15 protein-coding genes are annotated in these 16,348 nt (G+C 69.8%); 9 read left to right on the top strand and 6 right to left on the bottom strand.

Annotation, left to right across the window (positions count from 1 at the left end; all coding sequences use genetic code 11):
* The 3 genes from FIF60_RS17210 to FIF60_RS17200 all read left to right on the top strand — a co-directional run.
* Nucleotides 1-974, top strand: a 974-nt coding sequence (locus tag FIF60_RS17210) for a phenylalanine--tRNA ligase subunit beta-related protein (RefSeq protein ID WP_456305157.1), incomplete at its 5' end; no start/stop codon positions are given.
* Between the two features lie 23 nt (nucleotides 975-997).
* Nucleotides 998-2,251 (top strand): peptidase T, encoded by a 1,254-nt coding sequence (gene pepT / locus FIF60_RS17205; protein ID WP_144299522.1) that lies wholly within the window; start codon nucleotides 998-1,000, stop codon nucleotides 2,249-2,251.
* 5 nt (nucleotides 2,252-2,256) lie between these two features.
* The gene (locus FIF60_RS17200; RefSeq protein ID WP_144299521.1) at nucleotides 2,257-3,261 is read left to right on the top strand and encodes an aldo/keto reductase; all 1,005 of its coding nucleotides are present in this window, start codon (nucleotides 2,257-2,259) and stop codon (nucleotides 3,259-3,261) included.
* A gap of 6 nt (nucleotides 3,262-3,267) precedes the next feature.
* Here the strand turns inward: FIF60_RS17200 and FIF60_RS17195 are convergent, their stop codons facing one another.
* The 3 genes from FIF60_RS17195 to FIF60_RS17185 are packed head-to-tail and all read right to left on the bottom strand — an operon-like array spanning nucleotide 3,268 to nucleotide 7,668.
* Nucleotides 3,268-5,238 (bottom strand): DUF2207 domain-containing protein, encoded by a 1,971-nt coding sequence (locus tag FIF60_RS17195; protein ID WP_239451689.1) that lies wholly within the window; start codon nucleotides 5,236-5,238, stop codon nucleotides 3,268-3,270.
* A complete protein-coding gene (locus tag FIF60_RS17190) occupies nucleotides 5,238-5,834 on the bottom strand; it encodes a LemA family protein (protein ID WP_239451688.1) in 597 nt (198 codons plus the stop codon). Before FIF60_RS17190 ends, FIF60_RS17195 begins: the two co-directional genes overlap by 1 nt.
* 43 nt (nucleotides 5,835-5,877) lie before the next feature.
* Nucleotides 5,878-7,668 (bottom strand): IlvD/Edd family dehydratase, encoded by a 1,791-nt coding sequence (locus tag FIF60_RS17185; RefSeq protein ID WP_144299519.1) that lies wholly within the window; start codon nucleotides 7,666-7,668, stop codon nucleotides 5,878-5,880.
* Between the two features lie 171 nt (nucleotides 7,669-7,839).
* Between FIF60_RS17185 and lepA the strand changes: the two genes are divergently transcribed.
* Both lepA and FIF60_RS17175 read left to right on the top strand, forming a co-directional pair.
* Nucleotides 7,840-9,645, top strand: a complete 1,806-nt coding sequence (lepA, locus tag FIF60_RS17180; RefSeq protein WP_144299518.1) for a translation elongation factor 4 — start codon at nucleotides 7,840-7,842, stop codon at nucleotides 9,643-9,645.
* 250 nt (nucleotides 9,646-9,895) lie between these two features.
* Nucleotides 9,896-10,999: a hypothetical protein gene (locus FIF60_RS17175; RefSeq protein WP_144299517.1), complete on the top strand. Its 1,104-nt coding sequence runs from the start codon at nucleotides 9,896-9,898 to the stop codon at nucleotides 10,997-10,999.
* A gap of 60 nt (nucleotides 11,000-11,059) precedes the next feature.
* Here the strand turns inward: FIF60_RS17175 and FIF60_RS17170 are convergent, their stop codons facing one another.
* Complete coding sequence (locus tag FIF60_RS17170) at nucleotides 11,060-11,683, bottom strand: helix-turn-helix domain-containing protein (RefSeq protein ID WP_239451687.1); 624 nt, start codon at nucleotides 11,681-11,683, stop codon at nucleotides 11,060-11,062.
* A gap of 273 nt (nucleotides 11,684-11,956) precedes the next feature.
* On the opposite strand from FIF60_RS17170, the gene FIF60_RS17165 reads away from it, so the two are divergent.
* From FIF60_RS17165 to FIF60_RS17155, 3 genes are read left to right on the top strand one after another with little or no spacing between them, the layout of a single operon-like run.
* Complete coding sequence (locus tag FIF60_RS17165) at nucleotides 11,957-12,586, top strand: TetR/AcrR family transcriptional regulator (protein ID WP_144299515.1); 630 nt, start codon at nucleotides 11,957-11,959, stop codon at nucleotides 12,584-12,586.
* The gene (locus FIF60_RS17160) at nucleotides 12,583-13,062 is read left to right on the top strand and encodes an SRPBCC domain-containing protein (protein ID WP_144299514.1); all 480 of its coding nucleotides are present in this window, start codon (nucleotides 12,583-12,585) and stop codon (nucleotides 13,060-13,062) included. The genes FIF60_RS17165 and FIF60_RS17160 overlap by 4 nt, the downstream gene beginning before the upstream one ends.
* Before the next feature lie 44 nt (nucleotides 13,063-13,106).
* Nucleotides 13,107-13,583, top strand: coding sequence for a VOC family protein (locus FIF60_RS17155; RefSeq protein WP_144299513.1), 477 nt, complete (start codon nucleotides 13,107-13,109; stop codon nucleotides 13,581-13,583).
* A 159-nt stretch (nucleotides 13,584-13,742) separates the two neighbouring features.
* Here FIF60_RS17155 and FIF60_RS17150 read toward each other — a convergent pair whose 3' ends face one another.
* Together FIF60_RS17150 and FIF60_RS17145 are read right to left on the bottom strand one after the other, a co-directional pair.
* Complete coding sequence (locus FIF60_RS17150; protein WP_144299512.1) at nucleotides 13,743-14,276, bottom strand: AIM24 family protein; 534 nt, start codon at nucleotides 14,274-14,276, stop codon at nucleotides 13,743-13,745.
* 11 nt (nucleotides 14,277-14,287) lie between these two features.
* A complete protein-coding gene (locus FIF60_RS17145) occupies nucleotides 14,288-15,091 on the bottom strand; it encodes a bestrophin-like domain (protein WP_158639276.1) in 804 nt (267 codons plus the stop codon).
* Between the two features lie 124 nt (nucleotides 15,092-15,215).
* On the opposite strand from FIF60_RS17145, the gene FIF60_RS17140 reads away from it, so the two are divergent.
* Entirely contained in the window at nucleotides 15,216-16,235 is a 1,020-nt protein-coding gene (locus FIF60_RS17140; RefSeq protein WP_158639275.1) for a TAXI family TRAP transporter solute-binding subunit, read from the top strand.
* The last annotated feature ends 113 nt before the right edge of the window (nucleotides 16,236-16,348 follow it).

The following is a 16,348-nucleotide window of genomic DNA, read 5'->3' as shown; positions in this document are numbered from 1 at the left end:
CGCCGCTCACCGACGCGGAGGGCCGCGCGCGCGCCGTTCCGCCCGTCGCCGTCACGCCGGCGATGGGCCGCGCGATCGCCGCGCGCCGCGTGCTTGCCGGCCGCGGCATGGTCGAGGCCGTGAGCTTCAGCTTCATGGCGCGCGAGACGGCAGCCCTGTTCGGCGGCGGCGACGCGGCCCGCATGCTCGCCAACCCCATCGCGTCCGATCTCGACGCGATGCGCCCCTCGATCATCGGCAACCTCGCCCTCGCCGCGGCGCGCAACGCCGCGCGCGGTCTTCCCGATGTCGCGCTGTTCGAGACGGGCCCGATCTTTTCCGGCGGCGAGTCGGGCGAGCAAACCCTGGCCGCGACGGGGCTTCGTGCGGGCGCCTCGCCGCGCCACTGGGCCGCCCCTACACGCGGGCCGGATGCGCTGGACGCGAAGGCCGATGCCCTCGCGGTGCTGTCCGCCCTCGGGATGAATCTCGATGGCGTGCAGGTCACGCCCGATGCGCCCGCCTGGTACCACCCTGGCCGGTCGGGCACGCTGCGCTTCGGGCCGAAGACGGTGCTCGGCACGTTCGGCGAGCTGCATCCGCGCGTGCTCAAGTCCCTCGACCTCGACGGGCCCGTCGCTGCCTTCGAGCTCGACCTTCTCGCCGTCCCCGAGCCGAAGCGGAAGCGCCGCGGCAACCCCAGCCTTCCCGCCTTCCAGCCGCTGGTGCGTGACTTCGCCTTCGTGGTCGACGAGGCCGTCACGGCCGATGCCGTGCTTCGCGCGGCGAAGGGCGCGGAGCGGAGCCTGATCGAGGGCGTCTCGCTGTTCGACGTCTACCGCGGCGCCGCCATCGGCGAGGGCCGCAAGAGCCTCGCCATCGCGGTGACGCTTCAGCCGAAGGAGCGCACGCTGACGGAGGCCGAGATCGACGCCGCGGCGCAGAAGATCGTTGCCGCCGTTGCCAAGGCCACCGGAGCCGTCCTTCGATCGTAATTCGCCCGCGCGGGGAGTGACGCATGGATCGTGAGTTCGTCGACGAGCTGGGTGACCGGCTCGTCCACTACTGCCGCATCGACACCGAAAGCGACCCGAACTCGAAGACCTCGCCGAGCACGGAGAAGCAGTACGACCTCCTCCGGCTCCTTGAGCGCGAGCTTGCCGAGATGGGGGCGAAGGACATCGGCATCACGCCCTATGGCGCGCTGCTCGCGACCATTCCCGCAACCGTCGCGCACGCCGTGCCGACCATCGCGCTGTGCGCCCATGTCGACACCACGCCGCAGTTCACCGGCAAGGGCGTGAAGCCGATCGTCCACCGCGCCTGGAACGGCGGCGACATCGTGCTGCCAGACGACCCCTCGCAGGTTCTCTCGCCTGCCCGCCTCCCCTATCTCGCAAGCCGTACGGGCCACGACATCGTCACCGCGAGCGGCACGACGCTGCTCGGGGCCGACGACAAGGGCGGGGTGGCGATCATCATGACGGTAGCGCGCCACCTGCTGTCGAACCCTGGCATCGCGCACGGAACGATCCGCCTCTGCTTCACGCCCGACGAGGAGATCGGCCGCGGCGTCCACCCAGACCTTCCGAAGGCGCTTGGCGCCGAGTTCGCCTACACGCTCGACGGCGGGGACCTCGGTGAGCTCGTCTACGAGACCTTCTCGGCAGACCAGGCGCATGTGGTGATCGAGGGCGTCTCGGTGCATCCGGGCTGGGCGAAGGGCAAGCTCGTCAACGCGCTGCACCTGATGGCGACGATCATCGACACGCTCCCCCAGGCGACGGAGACGCCGGAAGTGACGGAGGGGCGCGAGGGGTTCTGGCATGTCGCCTTCGCAGGCGGCAGCGCGGCGAAGGCGGAGATGACGATCCTGCTGCGGGACTTCGAGCGCGAGGGGCTCGCCGCGCGCGGGGCGATGCTGCGCACGGTGTGCGAGGCGGTCGCGGCGACGGAACCGCGCGCCAAGGTCACCTGCACGATCACGCCACGCTACCGCAACATGCGCTACTGGCTCGAGAAGGACATGCGGCCCGTGGACGTCGCCAAGGCAGCCTACGAGGCCGCCGGGCTCACGCCGCGTTTCGCGCCGATACGCGGCGGCACGGACGGGTCGCGATTGACCGAGCTCGGCGTGCCTACGCCGAACCTTTTCGTCGGCATGCAGGAGGTGCACGGCCCGCTCGAATGGGTGAGCCTGCAGGACATGCAGGCCGCCGCGCGCGTGTGCCTGAAGCTCGTCGCGCAATGGGCGGCACAGGGCAAGGAATGACCGGAATGGAATACCGCAATCTCGGCCGCAGCGGGCTCAGGGTGTCGCCGCTCTGCCTCGGCACGATGATGTTCGGCGGCGCGACCGACGAGGCCGACAGCGCCCGCATCGTCGCCCGCGCGCGCGAGCAGGGCGTGAACTTCATCGACACGGCCAACACCTACACCGAGGGCCGGTCGGAGGAGATCGTCGGCCGCGCCATCGCGTCCGACCGCTCCTGGTGGGTTCTTGCGACCAAGTTCGCAAACCCGAACGGCGAGGGACCGAACGCACGCGGCACCTCGCGGCGCCACGCGATCGAATCGGTCGATGCGAGCCTGGAACGCCTCGGCACCGATGTGATCGACATCCTGTACCTGCACAAGGAGGACCACGCGACGCCGTTCGAGGAGACCGTGCGCGCGCTGGCAGACCTCATCCGCGCGGGCAAGGTGCGCTACTTCGGCGTCTCCAACTATCGCGCCTGGCGTGTGGCCGAGATCTGCCGGCTCGCCGACCAGGCCGGCATCGGGCGGCCCATCGTCAGCCAGCCCCTCTACAACGCGCTGAACCGCATGGTGGAGGTCGAGCACCTTCCCGCCTGCGCTGCGCTGGGCTTGGGCGTGTTCCCCTACTCGCCTCTCGCGCGCGGCGTTCTCACCGGCAAGTACCGCGCCAACGTCGCGCCGCCGGAGGGTTCGCGCGCCGCGCGGCGCGACAAGCGGATGATGGAGACCGAGTGGCGGACCGAGAGCCTCGAGGCAGCGGCCAAGCTCGCGGACCGCGCAGAGGCGAAGGGCGTCACGCCGGGGCAGTTCGCACTCGCCTGGCTGCTCGCCAACCGCCTCGTCACCGGCGTGGTCGCAGGGCCCCGCACGCTCGAGCAGTGGAACGACTATGCCGGGGCGCTCGACGTGTCGTTCACGGCCGAGGACGAGGCCCTGGTCGATGGGCTCGTTCCTGCCGGCCACCCTTCCACCCCCGGCTACAACGACCCCGCCTATCCGCTCGAGGGCCGCATCCCGCGGTGAGGCCGCTCACCAGCCCCTTCCGCCGCCTCCCCCACCGCCGCCGCCGCCTCCGCCGCCGCTGCTGAAGCCCGAGCCGCCGCCGCTGCTTCGCGGCGCGGCCGCGGAGGACACGGCGCGCGAGAGATCGGATGCGAAACGGCCCATCTCGCGCGAGAACGACCCCGCGTCGCGCGCGGACGGCCAGGCGCCGCGGCGGTTGGCAAGCTCGGCCGCCGCGATCGTTCCTGCCGCGACCGCCTCGGCGAAGCGGCGGCTCCATTTGTTCAGCACATCGAGCGCGAGCGCGTAGGGCAGGTAGCGGTGGAACAGCTCCGCCGTCATCTCGGGCGGATGCAGCGCCTCGAGCCGGTCCTTCTCTGTGAGCGAGAGGAAGCGGCGGAATCCCTCGATCTCCTCCCAGAGGCGCTGGCCCTCCTTCGTGCGCGCGGGAAGGGCGCGCCGCGCCCAGGCGAGCGCGGCGAGGCAGGCGAGAACGAAACCCCACCAGATCGGGCCGTAGCTTCCCAGAAGGAGCATCGCGGCGACGAGCAGAACGGGGCCGAGCAGCACCGCGGCGATGACGACGAGAAGCACCCGAAGGAGCAGCACGACGAACCGGTTCGTGATCGCACCGGAGCTCGCGAGGATGTTGGCGATGATCAACCCGAAGGCGAGCGGGAAGATGAAGCCGAGCGGTTCGCCGACCTCGCTGATCAGTGCGTGGAAGCGCCAGCCGATCGAGGCGAGCCAGCCCTGGGCATCGGTTCCCGGACGGCCGAGCAGCGTCAGTGCTGCGGCGAGTGCCACGCCAAGCACGACGAAGGCGAAGAAGTAGAGCCCATTGACGCGGAACGCCGCGCCAGGCCGGGCTCGGAACAGCGAGGCGGAATAGGCCTGCGACAGGGCGCGGCTCAGCATGCCCTCGGCGCCGACGAGCGGGCTGTCGCCACTCTTCGGCCGTGCGATGGGCGTCAGGGTCGTCGGGATGCGGGCGAGCAGCGCACGCTCGGCCTCGTCCGGCGCGGGCGCGCCGTCGGGCGGGGAGAGGCGTTGCATCGTCCATGTCGTGCCGTCGTCGCGTTCGAGCGCGACATGACCCTTCGCCGCAAGCCCGAGCAGGCCCGCGGCGAGCACCGTCCGGTCATAGCGCATGCGGGAGACGTAGCGGCAAGCGGCGGCGGAGAGCCCAGCGGGCGGGGCGAAGCGTGGCACGATGGCGCGCGCATCCGGCTCCCGCCCGACGCGCCACCAGGCAAAGCCGAGCAGCCCGGCGAACAGCGCGGTTGCGGCGAGCGTGGGCGGCCAGACGCCGATGCGGTCGCCGAGCGTCGGTGGCGGGAAGGTGACGAACCCTTTCGGGAAGGCAACGGCGATGGTGAGCCCCTCGCCAGGGTCGAGCGCGCGGCGGGCGGTGACGATCACCTCCCCCTCGGCCCCCTGCCGGATCGCCGCACCCTGTTCCTGCGTGCCCCGCGGCCCCGTCCAGGCGATCACGCGCTCGGCCCGCGCGCCGGCGGGCAGGCGGATCGTCGCCTCCGCGCGGAGGATACGGAACACCCACTCGTCGCCGGTCGCGTTCCACCAGAGCTCGTCATGCAGGGGGAAGGCGCGCACCTGAGCGCCGGTGCGGTAGGTAATGGTGTAGCGGTGCAGCCCGTGCGGCAGGAACACGGATGCGTCGCCGATGCGGATGCGGAACAGCCCCGTCTCCTGCTCGACCTGCCAGGTGGCGCGCCGGCCGTTGTGCAGCACCTCGACCACCTCGTAGGGCGTGCGCCAGGACGCGCCGTCGGGCGCGCTTCGCCAGAGCGGCAGCTCGCGCAGGATGCCACGGCGGATCTCCCGCCCCTCTGCGCGAACGTCGATCGTCTCGGTGACGATGAGTGTGCTGTCTGCATTGACGCTCACGGCGCTGAGGAAGCGCGTGATCTCCTCCGCCGCGGCGGCCGGGCGCAGCGCGACGAGGAGGAGAACGAGCGCCGCGACGAGGCGGGCCATCACGCGCCCGGAATGCCTCCCGGGCCGCCGAGCGCGATGCGCGGCGGCCGGCGGAGCGCCTCGTCGGGCCCCGCGTCGAAGAAGCTCGCCGTGCCGAAGCCGAAGCCCGAGGCGACGAGCGAGGAGGGGAAGGACTGCACGCGCACGTTCTGGTCCCGCACCGTCGCGTTGTAGTAGCGGCGCGCGTCCTGCAGCGTGTTCTCCACCTCGGAGAGGTTTTGCTGCAGGTTCAGGAAGCTCTTGTCTGCCGTCAGCGTCGGGTAGGCCTCGGCGAGCGCGAAGAGGCGACCGAGCGCGCCGGTCAGGCCCTGCTCCGCGGCTGCGCGGTCCTCCCTCCCCCTGGCGGACATCGCAGCGGCCCGCTTCTCGGCGATCTCCTCGAAGATGCCGCGCTCATGTGCCGCATGCGCGCGCACGACATCGACGAGCGGCGGAACGAGGTCTGCCCGGCGCTGGAGCTGCACGTCGATGCCGCTCCAGCCTTCCTCAACCATGGTCCGGCCGCGAACGAGCGCGTTGTAGGTGACGATGACGTAGCCGATGACGGCTGCGGCGAGCGCCAGCACAGCGATCGCCACGACGGAGAATGCGCTCACGCGGGAAGCCTCCGGTCCTGGGTGCGTAAGGCCGGTGCCGCCCTCAGTGGCTGTGCCTGCTCTCGCCACGCTCCTCGACGATGTTGAGGTAGAGCGTCGCGGGTTCGAGGCAGGCGCCCGTGCCGAGCTGGCCGACCATGGAGCGATAGATCTCTTCCCACGGCGTCTTGTGCTCGAGCTCCGGCGCCTTCCAGGCGGCCCGTCGCGCGGCGAGCTCGGCCTCGGGGATCAGCACGTCGACGCTGCGCGCCTTGAGGTCGAGCCGTACGCGGTCTCCCGTGCGCAGCAGAGCGAGGCCGCCGCCCACCACCGCCTCGGGCGAGACGTTGAGGATCGAGGGCGAGCCCGACGTGCCGCTCTGCCGCCCGTCTCCCATCGTCGGCAGCGCCGTCACGCCCTTCTTCATCAGCGCGGTCGGCGGCTGCATGTTCACAACCTCCGCAGAGCCCGGGTAGCCGACAGGCCCGCAATTGCGGATGACGAGGATGGAGTGCTCGTCCGCCCCGAGTGCTGGGTCCTCGATTCGGGCGTGATAGTCCTCCGGGCCCTCGAACACGATCGCCTTGCCCTCGAACACGTCCGGCGCGTCGGGGTTCGAGAGGAAGCGCTGGCGGAACTCGGGGTCGATGACCGAGACCTTCATCACCGCGTTGTCGAACAGGTTGCCCGAGAGAACGACGAACCCGGCATTCTCCTTCATCGGGTTTGCGTAGGCGCGGATCACCTCGCGGTCGGGCTCGGGAAGGTCGGCAAGGTTGTCGGCGACCTTCTTGCCGCTCACGGTCATCGCCCCGCCATGCAGCCTGTCCGCGCCAAGCAGCTCGCGCATCACAGCCGGCACACCGCCTGCCCGGTGGAACTTCTCGCCGAGGAAGCGGCCCGCGGGCTGGCAGTCCACCAGAAGGGGAAGGTCTGCGCCGATGCGCTGCCAGTCCTCCATCGTGAGCTCAACGCCCATGTGGCGGGCGATGGCGATGATGTGCGGCGGGCAGTTCGACGAGGCACCGATGGCGGAGGCCACCGCGATGACGTTCTCGAACGCCTCGCGGGTCATCACGTCGGAGGGACGGAGATTCTCGTTGACCATGCCGACGATCCGCCTGCCGGTCTCGTAGGCCATCCAGCCGCGTTCGCGATAGGGCGCGGGAATGGCGGCGCAGCCAGGCAGGCTCATGCCGAGCGCCTCGGCGAGGGAGTTCATCGAAAGCGCGGTGCCCATCGTGTTGCAGTGCCCGACCGAGGGGGCGGAGGAGGCGGCGATCTGCATGAACTGCTCGGGCGTGATCTCGCTCTTGGCGAGCAGCTTGCGCGCTTCCCAGATCACCGTGCCCGAGCCGGCGAGGCGGCCGTTCCACCAGCCATCCAGCATCGGCCCGCCGGAGAGCACGATGGCGGGGATGTTCACCGTCGCCGCGCCCATCAGGCAGGCGGGCGTCGTCTTGTCGCAACCCGTCGTCAGGACCACCCCGTCGATCGGGTACCCGTGCAGCACCTCGACGAGGGAGAGGTAGGCGAGGTTGCGGTCGAGAGAGGCGGTGGGCCGCTTGCCGCCCTCGTGGATCGGGTGGATCGGGAATTCGAGCGGCACCCCGCCGGCGTCGCGGATTCCGTCGCGCACCCGGCTCGCGAGCTGAACGTGGTGGCGGTTGCAGGGGGCGAGGTCGGAGCCGGTCTGGGCGATGCCGATGATCGGGCGGCCCGACTGCAGCTCCTCCCGCGTCAGCCCGAAATTCAGGTAGCGCTCGAGATAAAGCGCCGTCATGCCCGGATCGTGCGGGTCGTCGAACCACTGGCGCGAGCGAAGCCGCGGTCCTGAGCCATTCCCTTTGGCCATTCTGGTGTCTCCTTCCCCGTTCCGGGTGCGAAGGCTCATCGCGCGGCAGGGGGCTGTCAACCTGCGGGAGGCTGGCACCCGGCCTCCGCCCTTCCAATCGCGCCCCCGCTCCCCTAATGACAGCGGTGCGGGAGGGCCGAGAGCGCCCCCGCTCCCGACATGCAGGGCCAGATGACCGACACGCCGCTTTCCCGCATCCGCAATTTCTCGATCATCGCCCATATCGACCATGGGAAATCCACCCTGGCCGACCGGCTGATCCAGGCCTGCGGCGGGCTGACCGACCGCGAGATGAAGGACCAGGTGCTCGACAACATGGAGATCGAGCGCGAGCGCGGCATCACCATCAAGGCCCAGACCGTCCGGCTCACCTACCCGGCCAAGGACGGGCAGACCTACGTTCTGAACTTGATGGACACGCCGGGGCATGTCGATTTCGCCTATGAGGTGAGCCGCAGCCTCGCCGCCTGCGAGGGCTCTCTCCTCGTCGTTGATGCCTCGCAGGGCGTGGAAGCGCAGACGCTCGCCAACGTCTACCAGGCGATCGATGCCGGCCACGAGATCGTGCCCGTGCTCAACAAGATCGACCTGCCGGCGGCGGAGCCTGACAGGGTGAAGGCGCAGATCGAGGACGTGATCGGGCTTCCGGCCGACGATGCCGTGATGATCAGCGCCAAGACGGGCCTCGGCATCGGCGACGTTCTCGAGGCGCTGGTGACGCGGCTTCCTCCGCCGCAGGGCGAGGCGGAGGCGCCCACCAAGGCGCTGCTCGTCGACAGCTGGTACGACGCCTATCTCGGCGTCGTCATCCTCGTGCGCGTAAAGGACGGGCGGCTGAAGCGCGGCCAGCGAATCCGGTTCATGTCCTCGGGCGCGGTGCATCCCGTCGAAGCGGTCGGCGTGTTCACGCCGAAGATGGTGACAGTCGAATCGCTCGGGCCCGGCGAGATGGGCTACATCACCGCCGGCATCAAGACGGTGGCCGACTGCAATGTCGGCGACACGATCACCGATGACCGCACGGCGGCCACCGAGCCGCTTCCCGGGTTCAAGCCCTCGATCCCCGTCGTCTGGTGCGGCCTCTACCCGACCGATGCGGACGATTTCGAGAAGCTGCGCGAGAGTCTCGGCAAGCTGCGCCTCAACGACGCCTCGTTCCACTACGAGCCCGAGACCTCGGCCGCGCTCGGCTTCGGCTTCCGCTGCGGGTTCCTCGGCCTGCTGCACCTCGAGATCATCCAGGAGCGTCTGCAGCGCGAGTTCGATCTCGACCTGATCGCCACCGCCCCCTCGGTCGTCTATCGAATCCATTCGACCAAGGGCGACGTGACGGAGCTGCACAACCCCGCCGACATGCCCGACCCCTCGACGATCGACCATATCGAGGAGCCGTGGATCAAGGCGACGATCTTCGTGCCCGACGACTATCTCGGCAACATCCTCGCCCTCTGCAACGAGCGCCGCGGCCAGCAGGTGGACCTCACCTATGTCGGCAATCGCGCGATGGCGGTGTATCGCCTGCCGCTGAACGAGGTGGTGTTCGACTTCTACGACAGGCTGAAATCGATCAGCCGCGGCTATGCCTCCTTCGACTATGCGATGGACGGCTACGCCGACAGCGAGCTCGTGAAGATCTCGATCCTGGTCAACGGCGACCCGGTGGACGCGCTTGCCTTCATCGCGCACCGGAGCCAGGCGGAGAAGCGCGGCCGGGCCATCTGCGAGAAGCTGAAGGAGCTGATCCCGAAGCAGCTCTTCAAGATCGCCATCCAGGCCTCGATCGGCTCTCGCATCATCGCCCGCGAGACGATCGGCGCGCTGTCGAAGGACGTGACCGCCAAGTGCTATGGCGGCGACATCACCCGCAAGCGCAAGCTCCTCGAGAAGCAGAAGGAGGGCAAGAAGCGCATGCGCCAGTTCGGCAAGGTCGAGATTCCGCAGACCGCCTTCCTCGCCGCCCTGAAGATGGACGCCTGAGGGCGACGCCCGCCTCCCTCACCGGACCCTCTCTCCCAATGAGGGGAGAGGCGACGCCGCGACACCGCCGCGCGAGGCGTCCCCTGTGCCGTTTGCCAGAGAGGGCCAGGGTGTGGGCTTGGTCCGGAGCCCCCGAATCGCCTGCCCCCCTCGACCCCCTGGCGCGGCTGATGCTAGAGAACCCAGAGACTTCTGCACGCCTGCAACCTGCCCGCGCCAACCACCGAGAGACGGAGACAAGACCGACACGATGCCAGAGCGCCGCTCCCCGGATGCCGGCCGCGCCCTCGCCTGCGCCGGAACCCCTCGCGCCCGCGCCCTGCTCGCCCTCGTCCTCGCGGGCACGCTCGGCGCCTGCCAGAGCTTCCCGGGCATGGGGCCGCAGCTTCCGCCCGCCCCCCTGCCGGCCGACGCCTCCACCCTCTCGCCCACAGCGCCTCGGCTCGTGCCGACGGGAACAGTCGTCGATGGTCGGGTGCAGCAGCTCGCCGGCGAACTCACCAGTCTCAAGGGCGGGGTGATCGACAACGCCCAGGAATTCCGCGTCATCCGTTCGGCCATGGCCGACCAGACGGCGCGCTACCAGGCGCTCGTCGCCAACATCACCGCCCGCCTCCAGGTTGGCACCACCCCTGGCAACCCGGAGCTACTGTCGCAGGCAAGCGAGGCACAGGGGCTGCTAGGCCAGCTCGACCAGAACCTCGCGAGACTCTCGGCGCTCTCGCCGCGCGTGGCGGCGAACGCCTCCAATGCCGGCTTCCTGCAGAGCTCCATCCGCTCCGCCTTCCGGCTCTCCGGCGGCGTCGACCAGGATCACCGCAACCTCGACCTCCTCGAGGACGATACGAGCCGCACGATCGTGACGATCGACCGGCTGCTGAACGAGATCACCGACGATATCGGTCGGCAGTCCTCCGCGCTCGCCTCGGAGCGGCGCACGCTCGGCTCGCTCGTTCTTGCGATCAACTCCGGGCGCATGTTCGGCGCGCCGCTTTCGCAGCGAATCGCTACCTCGCCTGCCCTGCGGCCGCCGCCGGCTCCTGTGTCGGCGACGCAGCGCCCGCTCGTCTCCATCCGGTTCGACCGCCCCGACGTCGCCTACCGCCAGCCGCTCTACGAGGCGGTGTCCTCGGCGCTCGACCGCAACCCCGGGATCTCGTTCGAGCTCGTCGGGATCGCCCCGGCGCGCGGCGAGCCGGCAGACCAGGCGCGCGCGGCTTCGGAGGCGCGGCGCCAGGCGGAAGGGGTCGCGCGCGCGCTCGTCGAGATGGGCCTGCCGTCGGAGCGGGTGACGCTCTCGGCAGCGACGCGCCGCGACATTCCCGCCACCGAGGTGCAGGTCTTCATCCGCTGAGCATCGCCGCGGGCGCGGTGCTTGCGGCCGGAGGAATGTGCGGAAGCGTAGCGGGCGACGTTAGGCGAAGCCGGCGGCGAGGTCCTCGAGCCTGTCGCGATCGACGAGGTGCACGTGTGTCGTGTCCTCGAGCTCGATCAGCCCCTTCTTCTTCAGAGACGAGAAGGTCCTGCTCACCGTCTCGATGGTCAGGCCGAGATAGTCGGCGATGTCGGAGCGCGTCATCGCCAGGGTGATCGGGTCGGCCACGAGGCCGCGACGCACCTGGTTCTGCGACAGCAGGATCAGGAACGACACGAGCCTTTCCTCGGCCGTCTTGCGCCCGAGCAGAAGCAGCTGCTCCTGCGCGCCGGCGAGCTCCTCGATCGAAAGTGCGAGCAGGCGGCGATCGACGTTCGGGTAACGTTCGCGCAGCGCATCGAGCTTGCGGCGGGGAAAGCGGCACACCCGGCTCTCGCCGAGCGCCTCTGCGCTGTAGACGTAATCCGCCCCAGTGGAGAGCCCAAGGAAATCGCCGGCGAAGCGGAAGCCAAGGATCTGCCGCCGCCCGTCGCCGAGCAGCTTGAACAGCTTCACCGCGCCGGACGTGACGTTCATCACGTGGTCGGCCGGCGCGCCCTCGTGGAACAGGATCCCCCCCGTCGGCAGCGCCGCCTCCGACATGGTGCGGGCGAACTCGGCCATCTCGGCCGGGCTGAGCGCAGCGCAGAAGTTGCGCTCCCTCGCATCGCAGCTTGCGCAGGGCTGGGGCAGGCTCCCAATTCGTTCGGCGACGACGCGTAAGGCTTCCTGAACGGCCATGGCTATGCTCACCCGTAATGCCGAACGTCTCTTCGGTCTTGCGAAACAACCTACCGCATACCGCCCGCGTTGTTACCTCTGATCCGCATCGTGAATGAAAATTAACGGTTGTGTACGCCGGGGTTGACACATACCGACCAGTTGGTATGGTTCGGCATGGCCACCACGAAAGCCCGCACCGATACGCGCACCAGGATCCTCGATGTCGCGCTCCGCCTCCTGCGCGAGCGCGGCTACGGGGCAACGCGCGTCGATGACATCTGTGCCGCCGCAGGCGTGACGAAGGGCGCCTTCTTCCATCACTTCGACAGCAAGGAGGCGCTCGCCCTCGCCGCCGTCCGGCATTTCGGGGATGGGGCGGCACGCCTGTTCGCTAGCGCAACGTTCCATGAAGAGAACACTCCGGCCGGGCGGATCCTCGGCTACCTGGCGCTGCGCAAGGCGCTTCTCGCCGGCGCGCTTCCCGACATCACCTGCCTCGCCGGAACGATGGTGCAGGAAGCCTACGAGACGCACCCCGCCATCCGCGCCGCCTGCGAGGAGACGATCGCCGGCCACGCCGAGACGCTGGTGCCGGACATCGCCGCCGCGCTGGGCGTCTCCGGGGCAGAAGGTGAGGCGCGCGCGCGGCGGCTCGCCCTCTACACCCAGGCGGTGATCCAGGGCGCGTTCATCCTGGCCAAGGCACAGGGCGGCGCGGCGATAGCTGGCGCCTGCATCGACGAGCTCTCGGCGCATCTCGCGTCGCTGTTCGACACCGCGAAGAGGAAGGAAACGAAACGATGACCTCCCGAGACGGTTCGCTCTCGCATCCGCCGGTCGTGGCGCGGCATGTCGCGCTGCCGCCCGCACTGCTCTGGCGCTGCTGGACGGAGGAGGCGCTGATCTCCCGCTGGTTCGCCCCGCCGCCCTGGCGAGTGGAGCGCGCCGCACTGGATGTCCGGCCCGGCGGCCGCTTCGCCGTGGACATGCGCAACGCCGGGACAGGCGAGCCGATGCTGTTCCGCGGGGTGTGTCTTGCGGTCGATCCGGGGCGGCGCATCGTCTGGACGGACGCGTTCTCCGAAGCCTGGGTGCCGGCCACCAAGCCGTTCGTGACCGTGACCGTGGCCTTCGAGCCGGACGCGGACGGAACGCACTACACCGAGCATGCCGCGCATTGGACGGCGGCCGACCGCGCCGCGCACGAGGCGATGGGGCTGATCGCGGGGTGGAACACCGCCGCCGACCAGCTCGAGGCCGTGGCGCGCAGCCTGCACTGACCATTCACCGACAACGCCAACGAGGACACGGGAGTGAAACGACCATGGCGAAGGTCCAGCGTATCGCGACGTCCCTCTGGTTCGCCGGCCAGGCGGCGGAGGAAGCGGTCAACTTCTACGTCTCGCTGTTTGCCGACGCCCGCATCACCGAGACGACACGCTGGGGCGAAACGGGGCCAGGCACGCCAGGCTCGGTGATCGCGGTGCGCTTCGAGCTCGAGGGGCTCTCCTTCGTCGCGATCAACGGCAACGCGGAGTTTCCCTTCACGCCGGCCATGTCGCTCAGCGTCGATTGCGAGACGCAGGGTGAGGTGGACCGCCTTTGGGATGCCATCCTCGCAGGTGGCGGCACGCCGATGCGGTGCGGCTGGATCACCGACCGCTGGGGCCTCTCCTGGCAGATCGTGCCGAGCGTCCTGCCGAAGCTTCTCGCAGGCGCCGACCGCGCGCGGGCCGACCGCGTGCTGAAGGCGATGATGGGCATGGTGAAACTCGACATCGCCACGCTCGAGGCGGCCTGACGCGACGCCCCCGGCCTATTCGAAGATCGAGCCTTCGATGTCCTCGCCGGTCACGCGGCGATACATGTGATGGTTCCAGTAGGGCGTCCAGCACACCAGGGCGAGGCCGGTGCCGGAGAAGACGCGGAGCCGCTTCTGTCCCGCGATGAAGCTCTGCAGCTACGACGTGGCGCGGCGCGAGGAGAAGCCCAGCGTGTCGGTTCTGCCGAGAACGAGGCGGCCCTGCACGCGCAGCTCGCCCTCCTCCACCGGCACCACCTCCACCGGCCCCGGTGCGTTGATCGCGACGCCGCCGTGGCCTGAGACGGTCGTCTGGAACTTCATCAGCCCATCGCCTGCCCAGAGCGTCGGCCAGAACCGCTCGCGCCGAACGCCGAGCGTCACGTCGCCCTCCGAGGCGAGATACACGCCAGGCTCGAGGATCCACCGCGTGCCGGACACCTCGAGGACGAAGAACCCGCCGAGCGAGGGCTGCAGCAGCACGCTTCCCGTGCCGGTGTAGCGCGGGCGGACGCGCGCCTCCCGGGTGATCAGGGAGCGGATGAACTCGCCCGGCCGCGGCGGCGCGGCCGTCATGGTGATCGCCCCGCGCATGTTGGAGAGCGCGCCCGCGGCGGCGCGTACCGTCTCGTCGCGGATGTCGATGTGGACCTGCCGCATCCCTTCCACCTCGCGTACGCTGAACTCGGCCATCCGCGCCCCCGTCAGACCAGCGGCTCGTCCCAGCGCATCTGCCGCTCCCAAAGCAGCTCGAAGGGCTGCGGCCGCAGCCCCGCCTCGCCGCGCAGGGGATCGTCGAGCACGACGATCACGAACAGGATGACGCCGAGGAAGAATGCGCTGATCGAGCCGAGCAGGAAATGCGCCAGCGGCTTCATCCGCAGCATCAGCAAGATGACCAGGTTCACCAGCGCGCCGACGGCCACCGCGTACCACAGGATGTCCGGAATGCGGGTGGCCACGCCGGCGAGCCGCTGCTGACGCGCATTCGAGAACCCGGCGAAGGAGCGGATCACCTCGGCATGCACGATCTGCTGGGAGGGGGAGGCCGGCTCGAACGACGCCAGAAGCTGCCGCATCGCGTCCACGCGATGGACGCCGCCGTTCATCACCTCGCCCGCGCGGTGGGCAGGCCAGTCCTTGTGGATTGTGAACAGGACGTAGTCGCGCAGGAGCTCCTTCATGTCCGACCGCATCGGCTCTGGGTAGACGCCCATGTCGCTGTAGAGACCGCCGACGGCGGCGGCCTCGGCAAGGATGTGCTGCTCGATCTGCACCTTGTTCTGGTAGGCAGCGACCGTCAGCAGGCCGACCAGGAGCGCGTAGAACAGCGCGTAGCTGCCCGTGCCGTGGCTGATCGTGTCGTTGATCGTCGGGTCGCCGCGGCCGATCAGAAGCCGCAGGACCGGCTTGACCAGGATGAGGCCGACGAACACCAGGCCGACGGACGCGACGGTGAAATAGACCGCAAGCTCGGTGACGGGAATGGCGTGAATGAACTCCGGCATGCTGCCCGCTGACGAACGATCCCGGCGGATGCTACCTGAGGAGCGACCCGGCCAGAAAGCCGGAACCGCTTGCGCGCCGCGTGTCGCCCCCTGCTTGGCGACGCGGCGGGGGGATGCTTGCATCATGCGCGCTGTGCAGGAGGTGCGGATGCGCGTTCTGGCTCTCGTGATGCTCGTGCTTGCTGCGACGGCCCTTTCGTCGCCGGCTCGTTCGTCCTCGCCTACCTCGGCCTCGGCCTCGGGCGGTGGGCTGAGCTTCATCTCCGTCGGCGCGGGCGAGGTGTCGGGGGGGTACTTCGCCGCTGTCCGGGCGATCTGCGAACGGGTGAACCTGGTCGACCGCGCTTCGCTCCGCTGCTCGCCGGAAAGCACGGCGGGTTCGATCTACAACCTCTTCGCCCTGCGCTACGGGCAGCTCGACATCGCCATGGCGCAGTCGGACTGGCACCGGCATGCCTGGGACGGGACGGCGGCTTTCGCGGCACGGGGACCGACGCCGACGCTTCGCTCGGTGATGTCGCTTCACGCCGAGCCGCTGACGCTTCTCGTGCGCCGCGCCGCAGGCGTGAGAGGGTTCGGCGATCTCCGCAACAGGCGCGTCGATCTCGGCCATCCCTCCTCCGGCCGCCGCGCAACGATCGGCGTGCTGATGCACGCCTACGGAATGACGCTGGACGCGTTCGCCGCGACCTACGAGCTGCAGGCCGGCGCGGCGATCGCCGAGCTCTGCGCCGGGCGGATCGACGCGACGCTGCTGATCGTCGGCCACCCGAACGCGGCGATCGCGCGGACGCTGCGCGAGTGCGCGGTGGACATCGCGCCGATCATGGGCCCGGAGGCCGAGGCGCTGGTGGATGACGGCTCGGTCTACACGAGCCTCGTCATCTCGGGCCGGAGCTACCCCGAGCTCGCGGAGGATGTGCGGACATTCGGCGTGTCGGCGACGCTGGTGACGCTGGCGGCGATGCCGGACGCGATCGTGGAAGCCTTCGCGCGCGAGACGCTCAACGGCCTCGCCCCCCTCGCCCGCCGCGCCCCTGTGCTCGAGGGGCTGGACCCTGCGGCGATGCGCACGCGCGGCCTCAGCGCGCCCCTTCACCCGGGCGCCGAAAGGGCCTTCGAGGCGTTCTTCGCGGGACGCTGAGGGGCGGGCGCCCTGCTTGCTATCGCCGCACTCCAGGCGAGCTTGAGACACCTCAACACACTGGACGCGGCGGCGGGATAGAAGCGCGGGGAAGAGCGCCACGCGAGGCGCGC

Origin of the sequence: Elioraea rosea (assembly GCF_007644105.1) — a bacterium.
Classification (GTDB): Bacteria; Pseudomonadota; Alphaproteobacteria; order Acetobacterales; family Acetobacteraceae; genus Elioraea_A; species Elioraea_A rosea.
This window is presented reverse-complemented; position numbering and strand designations above follow the sequence as displayed.

Coding starts and splice junctions, on each gene's coding strand:
- FIF60_RS17195 (WP_239451689.1), bottom strand. CDS start 5,238: ATGGCCCGCCTCGTCGCGGCGCTCGTTCTCCTCCTCGTCGCGCTGCGC.
- FIF60_RS17145 (WP_158639276.1), bottom strand. CDS start 15,091: ATGCCGGAGTTCATTCACGCCATTCCCGTCACCGAGCTTGCGGTCTAT.
- FIF60_RS17155 (WP_144299513.1), top strand. CDS start 13,107: ATGGCGAAGGTCCAGCGTATCGCGACGTCCCTCTGGTTCGCCGGCCAG.
- FIF60_RS17140 (WP_158639275.1), top strand. CDS start 15,216: ATGCGCGCTGTGCAGGAGGTGCGGATGCGCGTTCTGGCTCTCGTGATG.
- FIF60_RS17200 (WP_144299521.1), top strand. CDS start 2,257: ATGGAATACCGCAATCTCGGCCGCAGCGGGCTCAGGGTGTCGCCGCTC.
- FIF60_RS17165 (WP_144299515.1), top strand. CDS start 11,957: ATGGCCACCACGAAAGCCCGCACCGATACGCGCACCAGGATCCTCGAT.
- FIF60_RS17185 (WP_144299519.1), bottom strand. CDS start 7,668: ATGGCCAAAGGGAATGGCTCAGGACCGCGGCTTCGCTCGCGCCAGTGG.
- FIF60_RS17170 (WP_239451687.1), bottom strand. CDS start 11,683: ATGGCCGAGTTCGCCCGCACCATGTCGGAGGCGGCGCTGCCGACGGGG.
- FIF60_RS17175 (WP_144299517.1), top strand. CDS start 9,896: ATGCCAGAGCGCCGCTCCCCGGATGCCGGCCGCGCCCTCGCCTGCGCC.
- FIF60_RS17160 (WP_144299514.1), top strand. CDS start 12,583: ATGACCTCCCGAGACGGTTCGCTCTCGCATCCGCCGGTCGTGGCGCGG.
- FIF60_RS17150 (WP_144299512.1), bottom strand. CDS start 14,276: ATGGCCGAGTTCAGCGTACGCGAGGTGGAAGGGATGCGGCAGGTCCAC.
- pepT (WP_144299522.1), top strand. CDS start 998: ATGGATCGTGAGTTCGTCGACGAGCTGGGTGACCGGCTCGTCCACTAC.
- lepA (WP_144299518.1), top strand. CDS start 7,840: ATGACCGACACGCCGCTTTCCCGCATCCGCAATTTCTCGATCATCGCC.